At 50.1% G+C, this 15,269-nt stretch carries 14 protein-coding genes; 11 read left to right on the top strand and 3 right to left on the bottom strand.

The annotated features are described in order from the left end of the window. Positions 1-4 precede the first annotated feature (4 nt). Positions 5-784 carry a DNA endonuclease SmrA gene (gene smrA, locus IYN85_RS21810; protein WP_230390902.1) on the bottom strand — a complete coding sequence of 260 codons (780 nt, stop codon included), beginning with the start codon at positions 782-784 and terminating at the stop codon, positions 5-7. A gap of 70 nt (positions 785-854) precedes the next feature. Between smrA and IYN85_RS21805 the strand changes: the two genes are divergently transcribed. From IYN85_RS21805 to IYN85_RS21790, 4 genes are all read left to right on the top strand, one after another. Then, positions 855-1,556 carry a response regulator transcription factor gene (locus IYN85_RS21805; RefSeq protein WP_196161079.1) on the top strand — a complete coding sequence of 234 codons (702 nt, stop codon included), beginning with the start codon at positions 855-857 and terminating at the stop codon, positions 1,554-1,556. Continuing rightward, positions 1,553-2,965, top strand: a complete 1,413-nt coding sequence (locus IYN85_RS21800) for an ATP-binding protein (protein WP_196161078.1) — start codon at positions 1,553-1,555, stop codon at positions 2,963-2,965. Before IYN85_RS21805 ends, IYN85_RS21800 begins: the two co-directional genes overlap by 4 nt. Positions 2,966-2,982: 17 nt before the next feature. Further along, positions 2,983-3,456, top strand: a complete 474-nt coding sequence (gene ybaK, locus IYN85_RS21795; protein ID WP_196161077.1) for a Cys-tRNA(Pro) deacylase — start codon at positions 2,983-2,985, stop codon at positions 3,454-3,456. Positions 3,457-3,548: 92 nt separating this feature from the next. Next, a complete protein-coding gene (locus tag IYN85_RS21790; RefSeq protein ID WP_196161076.1) occupies positions 3,549-3,983 on the top strand; it encodes a DUF2147 domain-containing protein in 435 nt (144 codons plus the stop codon). A 67-nt stretch (positions 3,984-4,050) separates the two neighbouring features. On the opposite strand, the gene rpiA is transcribed toward IYN85_RS21790, so the two are convergent. Further along, positions 4,051-4,755 (bottom strand): ribose-5-phosphate isomerase RpiA, encoded by a 705-nt coding sequence (gene rpiA, locus IYN85_RS21785; protein ID WP_196161075.1) that lies wholly within the window; start codon positions 4,753-4,755, stop codon positions 4,051-4,053. Positions 4,756-4,948: 193 nt separating this feature from the next. Here rpiA and ilvA point away from each other — a divergent pair, with 193 nt between their 5' ends. The 5 genes from ilvA to IYN85_RS21760 all read left to right on the top strand — a co-directional run bounded on the left by ilvA (position 4,949) and on the right by IYN85_RS21760 (position 10,495). Then, positions 4,949-6,463 (top strand): threonine ammonia-lyase, biosynthetic, encoded by a 1,515-nt coding sequence (gene ilvA / locus IYN85_RS21780; RefSeq protein ID WP_196161074.1) that lies wholly within the window; start codon positions 4,949-4,951, stop codon positions 6,461-6,463. 54 nt (positions 6,464-6,517) lie between these two features. Continuing rightward, positions 6,518-7,177 (top strand): DsbA family protein, encoded by a 660-nt coding sequence (locus IYN85_RS21775; RefSeq protein ID WP_196161073.1) that lies wholly within the window; start codon positions 6,518-6,520, stop codon positions 7,175-7,177. A 123-nt stretch (positions 7,178-7,300) separates the two neighbouring features. Continuing rightward, on the top strand, positions 7,301-9,112 hold the full coding sequence (typA, locus tag IYN85_RS21770) for a translational GTPase TypA (protein ID WP_196161072.1): 1,812 nt from the start codon (positions 7,301-7,303) through the stop codon (positions 9,110-9,112). Positions 9,113-9,255: 143 nt separating this feature from the next. Further along, positions 9,256-9,891: an alpha/beta fold hydrolase gene (locus IYN85_RS21765; RefSeq protein WP_196161071.1), complete on the top strand. Its 636-nt coding sequence runs from the start codon at positions 9,256-9,258 to the stop codon at positions 9,889-9,891. A gap of 22 nt (positions 9,892-9,913) precedes the next feature. After that, positions 9,914-10,495, top strand: a complete 582-nt coding sequence (locus IYN85_RS21760; protein ID WP_196161070.1) for an HD family hydrolase — start codon at positions 9,914-9,916, stop codon at positions 10,493-10,495. A 10-nt stretch (positions 10,496-10,505) separates the two neighbouring features. On the opposite strand, the gene IYN85_RS21755 is transcribed toward IYN85_RS21760, so the two are convergent. Continuing rightward, positions 10,506-11,648 (bottom strand): helix-turn-helix domain-containing protein, encoded by a 1,143-nt coding sequence (locus tag IYN85_RS21755; RefSeq protein WP_196161069.1) that lies wholly within the window; start codon positions 11,646-11,648, stop codon positions 10,506-10,508. A gap of 280 nt (positions 11,649-11,928) precedes the next feature. On the opposite strand from IYN85_RS21755, the gene IYN85_RS21750 reads away from it, so the two are divergent. Together IYN85_RS21750 and IYN85_RS21745 are read left to right on the top strand one after the other, a co-directional pair. Beyond that, positions 11,929-13,041, top strand: coding sequence for a helix-turn-helix transcriptional regulator (locus IYN85_RS21750; protein ID WP_196161068.1), 1,113 nt, complete (start codon positions 11,929-11,931; stop codon positions 13,039-13,041). A gap of 207 nt (positions 13,042-13,248) precedes the next feature. Beyond that, positions 13,249-15,120 carry a hypothetical protein gene (locus tag IYN85_RS21745; protein WP_196161067.1) on the top strand — a complete coding sequence of 624 codons (1,872 nt, stop codon included), beginning with the start codon at positions 13,249-13,251 and terminating at the stop codon, positions 15,118-15,120. Positions 15,121-15,269 lie beyond the last annotated feature (149 nt).

Below are 15,269 nucleotides of genomic sequence, written 5' to 3'. Positions count from 1 at the left end.
ATGGTCAGTCCACTCTGCCTTTGTTGAATTTGATTTTGTTTTCCTGCTTTTTGCGCTCGCTTTTTTTAATCAACACATAGAGCGCGCCAACGCCACCGTGGTGTTTTTGCGCGCTGTGGAACGCAATAACCTCCGGTATCTGCTTCAACCAGGTATTCACACAACTTTTCAGGAACGCTTTTGGCTCACTAAGTTCGCCCTTACCGTGGAGGATAATCGCGCTGCGGATGTCGTACTTCTGACAATCCTGAATAAACTGAAAAACGTCCTGACGGGCTTCCGCCATTTTCTTTCGATGCAAGTCCAACCGTGCATCAATAGGATACTGCCCGCGCTTAAGATTACGGTACACGCCAATGGACACACCGTCGCTGCGGTATTCGATTGGGTCCAGCGGGTGCACCAAATCGATAATCTCTTCCGTAAGATGATTATTACTGCCCGTCTCGACTTTCACCGCCATCTGCCGTCGGTGGATCAGCGACGGTTCCGGTACCGTTTTTTTGGTAACATCGACCTTTTCTTTGGCTTTGATCGGCTGCACACCCTTCATCTCTTCACGAAAGGCTTTAAAATCTTCATCATCTTCTATCATAAACTTCCAAACCCGGACATGATGGCCCCAGTACTGTATGTTCGGGCATTGACGCAAAATTCTAGCGTAATCACCCGAAACTGATAAGCGGCGATTACCTGACCCTAGTGGCTCATGCGCAACCAGGTCGGTCCATGTCATACGCAACACGGGGGCTGCACCGGTGTAAACATGCAGTAAAAGGGTCAATCGGGGTCTTGGGATTTATCCTGCGAACACGTATTAAAGGCGCTAACTAACTGTTAAAGGGAACCATGTCATGAGTACACACAGCATTTTGCTGATCGACGACGATAAAGACTTAGCGGAATTGCTGGGTGAGTACCTGGCAGCGGAAGGCTACCGGCTGGAAGCAGCCCACACCGGCGAAGCCGGTATTGAACAGATTAACCAACATCATTTTGATCTGGTCTTGCTGGACGTCATGATGCCGGGTATCGATGGTTTCGAAACCTTAAAACGCATTCGCCAGACATCCATCGTTCCGGTACTAATGCTGACCGCCAAAGGTGAAGAAACAGACCGGATTCTGGGACTGGAACTGGGTGCCGACGATTACTTGGCCAAGCCTTATAGTCACCGCGAGTTGCTGGCACGTATCAAAGCCTTGTTACGCCGTATCGAACTGGACAAAACACAGCAAAGCGACGACAGCGGCATTCTGGCTTGCAACGGCGTTGAACTCAATTTCGACACTTACCGTGTATACAGCGACGGCGAACACATTCCGATGACCACCAGCGAATTCAAAGTCCTGCGTGTGTTGATGACTCGTGCGGGCAAGGCAGTGCCTAAAGAAGATCTGTATCTGGAAGTGCTCGGGCGTGAAATCATGGCTTACGACCGTTCGATCGACATGCACGTCAGCAACGTACGCCGGAAACTGGGTGGCTCATCTGAACAATCCAAGATTCAGACCATTCGCGGCATTGGCTATATGTTTGTCGATCCCGCTCAGTGAGTCTGTGGTCTAACCTGCGAAAACTGAACCCCCTGGGTTCCGTTTTCGGCAAAATCTGGTTGAGTTTTTGGCTGTCGCTTATTCTTATTGTGATCGCCGCGTACTTTGTATCCTATCAGGCGGCACAGCAATATCAGGTGGCGCCACCGACCTCTCGGCAAATCTCAATTCTCAACAGCGTGCAAGTACCGGAATTTGGGGAAACCCTGGGTGACTTCACGCTCATCCAGCAAATGCTGGCCGCCTACAATGAAAATGCCAAATATCAGCTGTACCTGGTCGATGAAACCTACCGGCTCTATGGCTTGCCGCAACCGCCCAACCGCATTTTGGTGATGCTCTCCGAAATGATGGAGTACGAAGGTTTGCGGGTTGGTCAATGGCGCAACGAGGCCTGGTTGGGCCCCATGTCCATCACCTTCAGCGGCCTTAACTTCCGTTTGTTTGTACGCGGTGTTCCGTCGTTACCTCCGGCGAATCTGCCGTTTTGGTTAGAGAGTCAATCGGTGCAGCTGGCTTTTGCACTGACCATTTCCGGCATCATGAGTTTGATTCTAACTTGGTCACTGGTACGACCCATCGAAAAATTGCGTCAAACCGTACGTGCTCTGTCTCGTGGAACCTTAGGTGCCCGCGCGGGCAGCAGCGTCAGTCGACGTTCAGATGAAATCGGCGAACTGGGCCGGGATTTCGACGAAATGGCGGGGCGGATTCAGGATCTTGTGTCAGCGCAACAACGCCTGCTCAGCAATGTCAGCCATGAACTGCGCTCGCCTTTGACGCGGTTACAGGTAGCGATGGGCATTGTACGCCAGAAGGCGCCGGAAGGCCTGGATCGCGCTTTAGATCGCATCGAACGGGAAAGCGACCGGCTGGAAAACATGATCGCGCAGATACTCAAGCTCAGTCGGTTTGAAAACGACATGCATCATGTGGAATGGCAAACCATAGAGCTGGACGATATCGTCAAAAAAGTCGTTGAAGATGCGCGCTTTGAGGCCGAACCACGCCATATCCGCATCGATCTGGACATTGATGCTCCACTGCGCATGGTGGGTGATGCACAACTGCTGCACAGCACGGTCGATAATGTTCTGCGTAATGCGTTGCGTTTCTCACCAGAACAGGGCGCAATTGCGGTGACGATGAAACAGAACCCGTATCAGGTCAGCATCACCATTGCTGACGAGGGGCCAGGTGTACCTGAAGACAAGCTTATCCGGTTGTTCGACCCGTTTTATCGGCTAGATCAATCCAACACGGGCGCTGGTCTGGGGTTGAATATCGCACTGCAGGCAGTGCAGATGCACGAAGGGTTTATTCATGCGTCAAACAATCAACCGCATGGCCTCATCGTACAGATCGACTTGCCCATTTCGACCGAAGCCCGTCCCAAACCAGCTCGGTAAGCCTTTGGAATCTCCCTATGACACCTGCAATTGTGTACCTGAAAAAGCAAAAGGTTGCCTATACTCTGCACGAATACGTTTTGACCCACAGCAGCGATAATTACGGCCAGGACGTCGCCGATGCTCTGAACGTCAGTCATGAACGTTTGTTCAAAACGCTGCTGGTAAGCCTCAATGGCGACCCCAAACAACTCGCGGTTTGTATAATTCCGGTGTCAGCCACGTTGAACCTCAAAGCAGCCGCGGCAGCACACGGTGCCAAAAAAGCGCAAATGGCAGATCCTGCACTGGCTGAAAAGATCACCGGGTACGTGGTTGGTGGCATCAGTCCTTTCGGTCAGAAAAAGCGCTTGCCGATGGTTATTGATGACTCAGCCCTGTATTTCGAACAAATTCTGACCAGCGCGGGCAAACGGGGATTACAAATAGAATTCGCGCCGCAGGACCTTATCCGCCTGCTGGGCGTGAAATCCCATACCATTCGCAGTTGATTGTTTATCTTAACTCACTAAATGAATCGTCAGACTTGAGCATTAACCGGCATTTGCTAAGGTAGTGACGTTACTAACCGGAGAACACAATAATGAAAAAAATCCTCTCAACACTGCTACTGATGACTTGGGCAAGCATTTCCATGGCGGCCTCGACGTCCCCCGAAGGCGTATGGAAAACTATTGACGATGAAACTGGCGACGAAAAAAGCATCGTCACCGTTTGGATTGAAAACGGTGAACTGATGGGGCGGATCGACACGCTGCTCAACCCAAGTGAACCCAACCCAACATGCGATGATTGCAAAGGCAAACGCAAAGGCCAGCCCATTGAAGGCATGACGTTTGTTTGGGGTTTGACTCAAGACGGCGATGAATGGAAAGGCGGTACCATTCTGGACCCAGGCAATGGCAAAGAATACAAAGCCAAACTGAAGGTGATCGACAACGGCACTAAGCTGGAAGTCCGTGGCTTCATCGGCTTCGCACTGATCGGCCGGACACAGGTTTGGGAACGCGCTAAATAATTAGTTTTTAAATTAAAAAATCAAAAAGCCAGCAAAACGCTGGCTTTTTTGTGTAGACGATTTCGGTTTAGAAAAATTCCCCGGATGAAGCTGATGTATTAATCACCGTCAGGGTTTTCACGCCGTCTTTCGTGCCCAGCAATAAAACGTCAGCCGGTCGAGCCGCGAATAAGCCGTTGGTTACGACGCCGACAATATTGTTCAGCTTACTTTCCAGACTAACCGCATCGGTTATGCTTAAGCCATGAACATCCAGGATGACATTACCATTATCGGTTACCACGCCTTCCCGATACACCGGGTTCCCACCCAACGCGACAATTTTCCGTGCAACTGCGCTGCGAGCCATTGGGATTACTTCGACCGGCAAAGGGAACGCGCCTAAGGTCTCCACGGCCTTCGATTCATCGGCGATACAAACGAACTTTTTCGAAATCGATGCCACAATTTTTTCACGGGTCAACGCCGCACCGCCACCTTTGATCAGGTGCAACTTACGATTTGCTTCATCAGCACCGTCGACATAGACCGATAAAGACTCGACGTCATTCATATCAAACACATCAATGCCATGACCACGTAAGCGGTCAGCGGTTGCATCGCTGCTGGCCACGGCGCCTTTGAATTCATCTTTATATTTTGCCAGTGCATCTATAAAGCAGTTTGCCGTGGAACCAGTACCGACACCGATAATCGCGTTCGGCTGCAGTTCTGGTTTTATGTAATCCAAAGCGGCCTGAGCGACCAATTGTTTCAGTTCATCTTGAGTCATGAGGCATTCCTGAAGGTAATTGCGCTCATTATAGGGGTCCAAAGCAAAATTCTCACTATTCGGGGTGATTTCTGGCACATTTTCGAAAGGCTGTATCGCAACAATTGGGATGTCGCCATGGCACGTTTTCCGTACACTGTGCACTTTGAACAACCGATTGGCGGCATTCGAACGGCCGTCACAAGGACCTATCATGCTTGAACAATACGTTAAGAAAATCCTCAACGCGAAAGTCTATGAAGCCGCGATCGAAACGCCGCTGGATGAAGCAACGTCGCTCAGCAATCGCCTCGGCAATCAGATTTTAATCAAGCGTGAAGATTTACAGCCCGTGTTTTCGTTCAAGCTGCGCGGTGCCTATAACATGGTGGCCCACCTGACAGAGGCTCAAAAAGCCGCAGGTGTTATCTGCGCGTCGGCGGGCAATCATGCGCAGGGTTTAGCACAGGCTGCTAAGCTGATGGGCATCAAAGCGATTATCGTGATGCCGGTAACAACACCAGACATCAAAGTATCGTCGGTCCGTGCCCGGGGCGGCAAAGTCGTTCTGCACGGTGACTCTTTCGACGAAGCCTACGCCCATGCCGTGAAGCTGCAGGATGAAAAAGGCTACACCTTTGTACACCCCTATGATCACCCAGATGTTATTGCAGGCCAGGGCACCATCGCTCGGGAAATCTTGCACCAATATGGCCCCGGTGAAATTAATGCGATCTTCATCCCAGTCGGTGGTGGCGGACTCGCGGCGGGTGTCTCCGCCTACATCAAATACCTGCGTCCGGAGATCAAGGTCATCGCCGTTGAATACGAGGAAAGCGCCTGTTTAGCCGCAGCAATGCAGGCCGGTAAGCGGGTCACACTGAAAGAAGTGGGCTTGTTTGCAGACGGCATCGCCGTGGCGCAAATCGGTAAAGAAACCTTCAAAGTCCTGAAAGACTGCGTCGACGAAGTGATCACTGTCAGCGCGGATGAAATCTGTGCCGCCATTAAAGACGTCTTCGATGATACTCGCTCTGTCGCCGAGCCGGCCGGTGCCACCAGCGTTGCAGGCATGAAAAAATACGTTGAGCGCGAGAGTTTGCAGGGCAAAACTCTGGTCACTATCTGTTCCGGTGCCAACATGAACTTTGACCGGTTGCGTTATGTGGCCGAGCGAGCGGACGTCGGTGAACACCATGAAGCCATCTTCTCGGTCACCATTCCGGAAAAGCCTGGCAGCTTCAAGCGTTTCATCTCCCACATTGGTAAACGCTCAGTCACTGAATTTAATTACCGCTATAACGACAGCGACAACGCACGCATTTTTGTCGGCCTTAAAATCAGCGCCGATAGCGAACGTGAAGACTTACTCACCCGACTCACTAACGATGGCTATGAGGTACTCGATCTAACCCAGAACGAAGTGGCCAAAGGCCACGTCCGGCATATGGTGGGCGGCCATGCGCCTCAGGCAACCGATGAGCGACTGTTCCGCTTTGAATTCCCGGAACGGCCCGGTGCCCTGTTGAAGTTTTTAAACGCCCTTGGCGGACACTGGAACATAAGCCTGTTCCATTATCGCAACCACGGTGCCGCCTACGGTCGAGTGTTGTCCGGCATTCAGGTGCCAAAGAGCGACCTGAAGGACTTTTATAAAAAACTGGATGAACTCGGATATCGCTACTGGGATGAATCCGACAACCCGGTGTATAACGCGTTTTTGAGTTAGCGCCTGTTCTCCTGAAGACTACACTGAAGGCACCATCCAAGTGCGGGTATGCCTATGCGAAACTCTCTGATTATCGATTACTACACGGACGTACTGTGCGTGTGGGCGTGGATCGCCCAGAAACGTGTTGATGAACTGCACAAGGAATGGGGCAACCGTATCCAGTTCCGGTATCACTATCTGAATCTGTTTGCGGACACTCAGAAGAGAATCGGCGAAGGCTGGCAGGCGAAAGGCGGGTTCGAGGGATTTTCGGAACACGTGCAGGAAGCCGCAGCACCGTTTCCGGATGCCGAAGTCAGTGATCAGGTTTGGCGTGAAACCCGTCCGAAAAGCTCGCTCAATGCGCACCTGTTGCTCAAGGCACTGGAACTACAGGAAGGATCGCAAGCAGCGGCACGCTACAGCGTGAAAGTTCGACAGCAGTTTTTTGTTCAGAATAAGGATATTGGCGATCTGGAAATCTTGCTGGCTCTCGTCAAAGACTGTGGCTTCGAACCGTCCGCGTTACAAAAGCGACTCTACGATGGTTCGGCGGCGGCCGCGTTAGCCAGCGACTATCAAACGGCGCAGGAACTGAGCGTCAAAGGCAGTCCATCCTGGATCATGAACAACGGTCGCCAAACCCTATACGGCAATGTCGGTTACCGGGTTCTTACCGCCAATGTGCGCGAACACCTTGAACATGATGAACTCGATGCCAGCTGGTGCTAACCAGCGGCAATTATCCTTCGAAGTCCAATTGCAAAACAGCACAAACAAAACCGCCTGCGTTGTATCTTTTTCGACCACAACCAGTATAATCCGCGCCCTTAAAACTCATGCGGAATTAGTACAGTGATCGAAAATTTGCGTAATATCGCTATCATTGCTCACGTTGACCACGGTAAAACAACTCTGGTTGACAAGCTCCTACAACAATCCGGCACATTGGGCCGTAAAGACCAGGATGCCGAACGCATCATGGACTCCAACGATCAGGAGCGAGAACGCGGTATTACCATTTTGGCGAAAAACACCGCCATTAAATGGAACGATTACCGTATCAACATTGTGGATACACCGGGACACGCCGACTTTGGTGGCGAAGTTGAACGGGTATTGTCGATGGTTGACTCCGTATTGCTGCTGGTGGATGCCGTTGATGGCCCGATGCCACAGACTCGCTTTGTAACCTCCAAAGCCTTTGCGCAAGGCTTGAAGCCCATTGTCGTGATCAACAAAATAGACCGTCCAGGTGCCCGACCCGATTGGGTGATGGACCAGGTGTTTGATCTGTTCGACCGTCTGGGTGCCACAGAAGAACAATTGGACTTCCCAGTGATCTACGCCTCTGCCCTGAACGGCATTGCCGGCATGGACCCAGATGAGATGGCGGAAGACATGAACCCGCTGTTTGAAATGATCACTGAAGTTGTGCCAGCGCCAGATGTCGATTCTGAAGGTGCTTTCCAGATGCAGATTTCAGCACTGGACTATAACTCGTATGTGGGCGTTATCGGTGTTGGCCGCATTACCCGCGGCAGTGTTAAGCCAAATGATCAGGTCGTAATCGTTGGCGCCGATGGCAAAACCCGTAAAGGGAAGATTCTTCAGGTCATGGGCTACCATGGTCTGGAACGTGTCGAAGTGACCAGCGCGAGCGCCGGTGACATCGTCTGTATTACCGGTATTGAAGGCTTGTCGATTTCCGACACGCTGTGTAACCCACAAACGGTTGAGGCCTTGCCACCTTTGTCTGTAGACGAACCTACCGTTAGCATGACATTCCAGGTAAACGACTCACCATTCGCTGGTAAAGAAGGCAAATTCATTACCACACGTAACATCAAGGAACGTCTGGATCAGGAATTGATTCACAACGTAGCCCTGCGTGTTGAACCCGGTGATACCCCGGATAAGTTCCGTGTCTCCGGTCGTGGTGAACTGCACTTGTCTGTGTTGATTGAAACCATGCGCCGTGAAGGTTTCGAGCTGGGTGTGTCCCGTCCGGAAGTGGTACAGCGAGTGGTCGATGGTGAAGTACAGGAACCGTTCGAACAGGTTGTTATTGATGTAGAAGACGAGCATCAGGGCGCCATCATGGAAGAAATGGGTCTGCGCAAAGCGGAAATGACCAACATGGAACCGGACGGTAAAGGTCGGACCAAGTTGGAGTTCCTGGCCCCATCCCGTGGTTTGATCGGCTTCCGTGGTCTGTTCCTGACGCTGACCTCCGGCTCAGGCATCATGACCAGTATTTTTGATCACTATGGCCCGATCAAAGAAGGTGAGGTGGCTAAGCGTCAAAACGGCGTACTGGTCAGCATGGTGAAAGGTAAAACACTGGCTTACGGTTTGTTCCCTCTGCAGGAACGAGGTCGCTTATTCTTAGGTCACGGCGTTGAAGTCTATGAAGGTCAGATCGTCGGTATTCACAATCGCTCGAACGACTTGGTGGTTAACCCGACTAAGGGCAAGCAGCTCACGAACGTCCGTGCCTCTGGTACCGATGACGCGTTAACGCTGTCGCCACCCATCAAGCACACGTTGGAACAGGCACTGGAATTCATTGAAGACGATGAGCTGGTCGAAGTGACGCCAGTCAGCATTCGCATTCGTAAAAAGTTGCTGACCGAGAACGAACGTAAGCGTTCGGGTCGAAAGTAAGCAACCATATTCAGGTAACTGAAAAACGTCAGCTCCGGCTGGCGTTTTTTTTTGCCGCTAAAACGTCAAAAACCGGCGCCATCAAAGGTTGCCTATTGCCAGAAATCTGGCTAGCCTGACTTCTTTAACGTCCGGATGACATTGTGCAGGTACTGGTTTCCCCTCTTCGTTTTGAATCACTGGTCTTCGGTAACGCGACGGATGCCAAAGCTGCGGTGGTCTATCTTCATGGCAAAGGCGGTTTTGGCTGCGGTGCTACCGGTCAATTCGAATGGCCGGACATGGCGACCTTACTGTATCGGCGAGAAATACATCCTGTGTTGCCAGTCATCATTGCCTGCGCTCTGGACGGCGACCGCTATCAGGTCGATACCCTGATACAATACCTGGATGAATTAAAACAAACCTTTGGTCTGCAGCAGATTCACATTATAGGTTACAGCCGTGGCGGCTTAGCCGCCTACCAACTGGCCGAGCGCGGTTATCCATTGGCCAGCCTGACCATTATCAACGCTAACTGCCCAACGCCAGCTGGGCAATCACAATGTCAGGGACCGATCAGTCGGTTTGCCAGCCCACTGCATATTGTTCAGGGTGAGGCAGATGATCGTGTCGATGTCGCCGCCGTCAAAGCCTTCGTTGCAGAGTACGATGGCGAACTGATCTATACCCAATGGGACGGTGATCATTACATCGTCGCCGATGTCCTCGCAGATCCAACGCTGTGGCAGTGGATCGCCGACAAACACGGCCCCAGCAACATCAACGGCCTGACATGAAAAGGACAGGGCCAGCAACGCAATGAAGAATCACATCCGACAATCAGACATCACTCTCCTGAACGAACTCGATAAACTAAAAACCATCTACCGGAAGTCCTATGTCGGTGACGGTTCTCGACACGAAAACTCAGCCGAACACAGCTGGCATTTGGCACTGTCGTTTATGGCGTTGAAACACTGGCTACCGGTTCAGGTAGATATTGATCACGCGATCCAGATGGCGTTACTGCATGACGTCTGTGAAATCGGCGCGGGCGATGTCTGCGCCTATAATGCCAACCCCAGCAAAGCCAACGACGAGGCTGCCTACCTCGATCAGCTGCGTACACGCTTTCCCGGTTTTGGAGAGCACGCACTAACATTGTGGCGAGAATATGAAGCGCAAGAAACACTTGAAAGTCAGTGGGTGAAAGTGTTCGACAAACTGTTGCCATTTCTGCTAAACCTCGCCAATGAAGGGCGAACCTGGCGCGAACAACGCATCTCCTCAGAGCAAGTCATCCGGCACAATGAGTTTATCCATCATTTGGCGCCGGAATTGTATGAATGGATACTAATGGAGATTGACCAAGCTGCCGCCAAAGGCTGGTTCTCGTCATGACACAAATCCTTTAAACAGCGGTTCTACGCAATAGAGGAACGACATTATTCATTATGCTGTTTGTTTGACGCGCTTGCTTACGATAATCAGAAGGTGTCATCTCATAGGTCTTCTTGAAGTAGCCGTAAAAAGTCGACTTATTCGAAAACCCGGCGGTGTAAAAAACTTCAGTGACTGACTTCTCAGGAGCATTTACCAGTAGTTCCGCCGCATATGCGATCCGTAGATCGTTCACGTATTCGTAGAAATTTTTCTGAAATCCGGAATTTAGAATTTCGGACAATCGATGCGAACTCAAGCCCAGCTTTGCAGCCAATGTCGGCAACGACAAATCCGCGTTTAAGTAAAGCGACTCACGCACAATGCGTTTTTCAATAAACCTGACATCTTCCTTCAGATCGGTACGATCTTCCTTTCGTGGTGCCAAATACACGGACTCTTCGAATATCACGTCTTCGAACTCTTCAGTTTGCTCTGCGCGAATCATGGCTCGTGCAGCGAGATAGACAAAATGAACGACTAAAACCATAAAGCCGAGATCACCGATGGACACTTTGCTACCGGTTGGATTCAAAAAGGCTGACAACACTTGTGTACTATTGGCAATGATCATCACCACCAACACTTTAATCATGTCGTACCAAGACTCTGGTAACGTTTTACTTTGGTAGCCGGTCCAGTCCCGCCGCATCTTAATGATTAATTGACTGGCACGACCTAAGTAAACCAATAGATGAATCCCGGCCATGGCGCTGATCAGATTGAAGATCATCACGTAACTATCAATCACGTATGCATCGCGAGGTACTGTCGAAAAAAGCGAGTATCCACCAAGCAGGTCTGAACAGAACAGTGCGGTCATTACTGGCAACAAACAGAAAACAAAATCCTTAACATGGACTTCTTTGCGAGTCGAAATGTGGCTGACATACCCCAAAAGCAACGGACCGGGTAGGAAGGTGATCGACAATAAACAGAAATAAGCCGTTGGTGAAATCCGTACATCGAAACTATCGAGCAAAATTAATCCGGAATAACCCGCCAAAAACAACATAAAGGCCGTCAACCATTTTCGCGCCCGACAATCCACAGATCCAACGAAGACTGCCAAAATCAAAAACATCCCGGTGACTATACCGTATACCATGCTCATACAACTCTGCCCTTTTACTAACTGATAACTCTGCTTGGAAGCTCCAAGCTCTTATCTACTCTAGCAATGCAAGGTCTTCAATTAACCTACCCAGCAAGGTAGTTTTAATAAAACGTGCGATTGAAGCGAAGTACTCGCAACGGTTTTGGTTTAATTCATTCACGCACGCCACATCCGTTTTACCGATTACTCTCGCAGGTGAAAGTGGCCCCTGAGCGGTCTCGTGCTAGACTTGAGGCCTATGCGTACTTACTAGAGCCAACTAACACTAAGATCTACTATGACTCAGACTTTGCAAATTCAAGCCGTTAAGACACTTCTGGCTGACACTCGGGTAAATGTCGATATCTGGACCGATGTTGCGCAGACTATGGTGGATAATTTCAGGCTTCATATTTGCCATATCCTGATCGTTAATCGTGAAACGCTCGGTTTACGTTTCCATGTCAGTGCTGGAGCCCGCGGGAACAGTGAGCTTGTCGAAAGTTATTTAAAACACCATGTCCATGACGACCACCTGCTGAGCCGAATCATCCAAGAAGGCCTGGGGCAGTTTCATGCCATCAGCACCCTTCCCCCTGAAGATCAAGCCTTTAGAAGCGAACAATTTCAACAATGGGCTGCGGCGCAAGGATTGATCGACTCCGCGGGTTGTTGTTTTTTATCTGAGAACAGTTGGGTTGGTCTAATGGTGTGCAACCGGCAAGCAGAAATGGGCACCTTTACACAACAAGATCTGGCGACATTGAATACAATTTATCCAGACTTGGTGGAAGCGGCACTCCAGACACTGACGACCACTGAGCAGGAAAACGCCCTCCGTCTGCAATCTGTCGTTGAAACTTTCCGTATTCCCGTGGCCATACTCACCGAAAAAGGCACTGTTTGTGCGATCAACCAGAGCATGTCAAAACTAATTGACACAGTGCCCGACGTGGCCATTGAAGGTGGCTGTGTCACACTTTCAGACAAACAGCGGGAAAAGCTGCTGTACATCAGTTTGATGATGACAGCCAAGCAAGTGGAAGGCTACGATTTAGCACCCGAAGACATCCTCGAAGTATCTCCGAGGCTGCACTTTGGCTTTCAGCCTCTGATTACCGGACTGCCAGGTGACGAAGGGCGTTTTAATGGAGTCATGATTTACGCCATTGCCAAAGACTTGATACGCCCAGTCCCCGCCCAGAAACTCACCGTTGTATTTGGACTTTCACAAAAAGAAAGCCAGGTGGCGGCGCTGTTGGCTGAGGGATTACCCATCAAAATAGTTGCCGAACGGCAATTTATATCGGAAAACACCGTCAAATTTCATCTGAAAAACATATTCAAAAAAACCGGCTGCTCTTCACAGCTATCCTTAATCAATCTCCTCAACAGCATCCCATTCAGTTAAAAAAATCTTAACGCATGAGGGTGTCATCAGCGTGATAAAAACTTCGCACTCGAATCGAACACCGAAAAAACCGTCCATCTAAGCCGTCGAACGTCCGTCTGGATCGCCTGAGACGATTCCGAGACTCAAAACGCTCATTCTTTGCTCACTTCTAACCAAATCCATTAGCGCGGGGAAGTTGACCCGCATGACTGTTGAGCAATGATTATGAAACGTACACTTCCTGTTGCACTCTCAACCCTGGCCACGATTATTCTGGCTGGGTGTAATTCATCGTCCGATCCGGATGATTCTAAAAGCCCGGTCGATCAAAACACGATGGGCACCTTTGTTGGCAGCCTATTTCAGGGGTTGCAGTACCAAATCGACAACCAGACCGGGGTTCTGAGTGAAAATGGTGAGTTTCCGTCGGCTAAAGGCAAAACCATGACTTTTTCAGTGGGTGGCATTGAGCTCGGCAGCACCGATTGGGCAGAAAGTTTGTCGCCTGAGCAGTTACAGAACACGCACCTGATTGACAATGGCAGTGCTCTTGCAGTCATTTTGTCAAACAACACCGTGCATGGCCTGGATATTGTCGCCAACCAGATGGCTCTGCTGAGTGCACTCGACAACGACAACAACGCCAGTAACGGCTTTAACCTGGGCAACTGGCACAATGTATTGAAACACGAGAGCGTCGATTTTAACCTACCCTATCGGCTCTTCATCGAGACCGAACTGGCTGACTTCGCGGATCGTCATGGTCTCGACGCCACGCCGTCTCTGCATGGTCTGCAGGGACTGTTTGATGCTGCGGGTATACAGCTGCGCACCTATCTGGTCGAATCACGCAATGAAACCCATTTAAACAATGGTACTGGATACAGCGTGAATTATGCGTTCACTTACAATGCCCAGGGCCAAATCACACAGGAAACCAAAACCAGCGACAATGCAGCTGATGGCACCATCGACCGAATCCACAATACTGAAATCACCTTCGACACAGAAGGCCGCCAAACCCGTACCTACTATACCGAAGACCGCAATTTCAATGGTTCAGCGGATTACATCAAAGAGCGACTGTATACATACAGTGGCGAAGGCAACAAGTTAACGGACCTCGAACGTATCGACAAAGATGGGGATGGATACTGGGATGAATCGCTGGAACTTGCGCTGACATACGATGCAGAGGGTCGTTTGATAAACGAGGTGAAAACGGATTCGGTTCACCATATGTTTGAACCGGACCGAACCCATGTTTATGAGACGAGCATTACCTATACAGCAGCAGGGCAAGAAGCCTCAAAAGTCATTCGCACTGACTATTCGGGAGATGGTTCAATAAACCACATCTCAACAGAAACGTACAGCTATGACGAAGCCGGCAATCGCATCCGCCATCATTCTGAATATGACAACAATAACGACGGCACGATTAACCGCACCGCAACCACGATTCGCGAGCATGATGCCAACAACCACATCACGCTTGAGCGTATCGAGAATGACAATGACGGCAACGGCGATTTGGAATACCTGGCTATTTATGAATTTACCCGTGATGACTTGGGACGCATCTTATCAAAGCGTGAGCAACTCGATACCAATGCCGATGGCGTTGTCAATTTCCTGCGTGACACACAAACCGCCTATAACGAAGCTGGTCGTAAAGTCAGTCAACTGGAGCGTATCGATACCAATTTGAACGGTGAATACGATTCCATTGTGAATAGAACGTATGAATACACTTTGAATGAGAGAGATCAGGTCATCGAAACGCTTGAGCGGGTCGACGCCGGTAACGACGGTAGCGTCAATACCATCATTACCATTACTACGAACTGGAATGCATGGGAACAACGTACTGGCTATACCAGTTTACAGGACTCAGGTAACGATGGATCCATTGATCTTGGTTCAACCCGTGACATGGAATACGATGCCAACCTGAACCTACTAACAGAAACTTCTGGATTAGATAAGCCATGGGATGGAACACCCGATAAAGTAGACACGTACGAATATACCTACACCTCGACTTTAACAACGTTGGAAAGCATTCTGAGTTTCCGCCAAGGCTCGATCCGATAAGTAAAATACGACTAAAAAAAACGGCCCTACAACGGGCCTTTTTTTGGTTTATACCCACTTTCATTCGGGCGCAGCCAACATACAACACTGTTTACAGAGACGGCTAAGAACGCGCCTATTGCGAATATGAAGGAATCGACAGTACACAA

Origin of the sequence: Reinekea sp. G2M2-21, from assembly GCF_015687175.1 — a bacterium.
Classification (GTDB): domain Bacteria; phylum Pseudomonadota; class Gammaproteobacteria; order Pseudomonadales; family Natronospirillaceae; genus Reinekea.
Note: the sequence above shows the minus strand (reverse complement) of the source record. Positions and strands in the feature narration are given on the sequence as shown.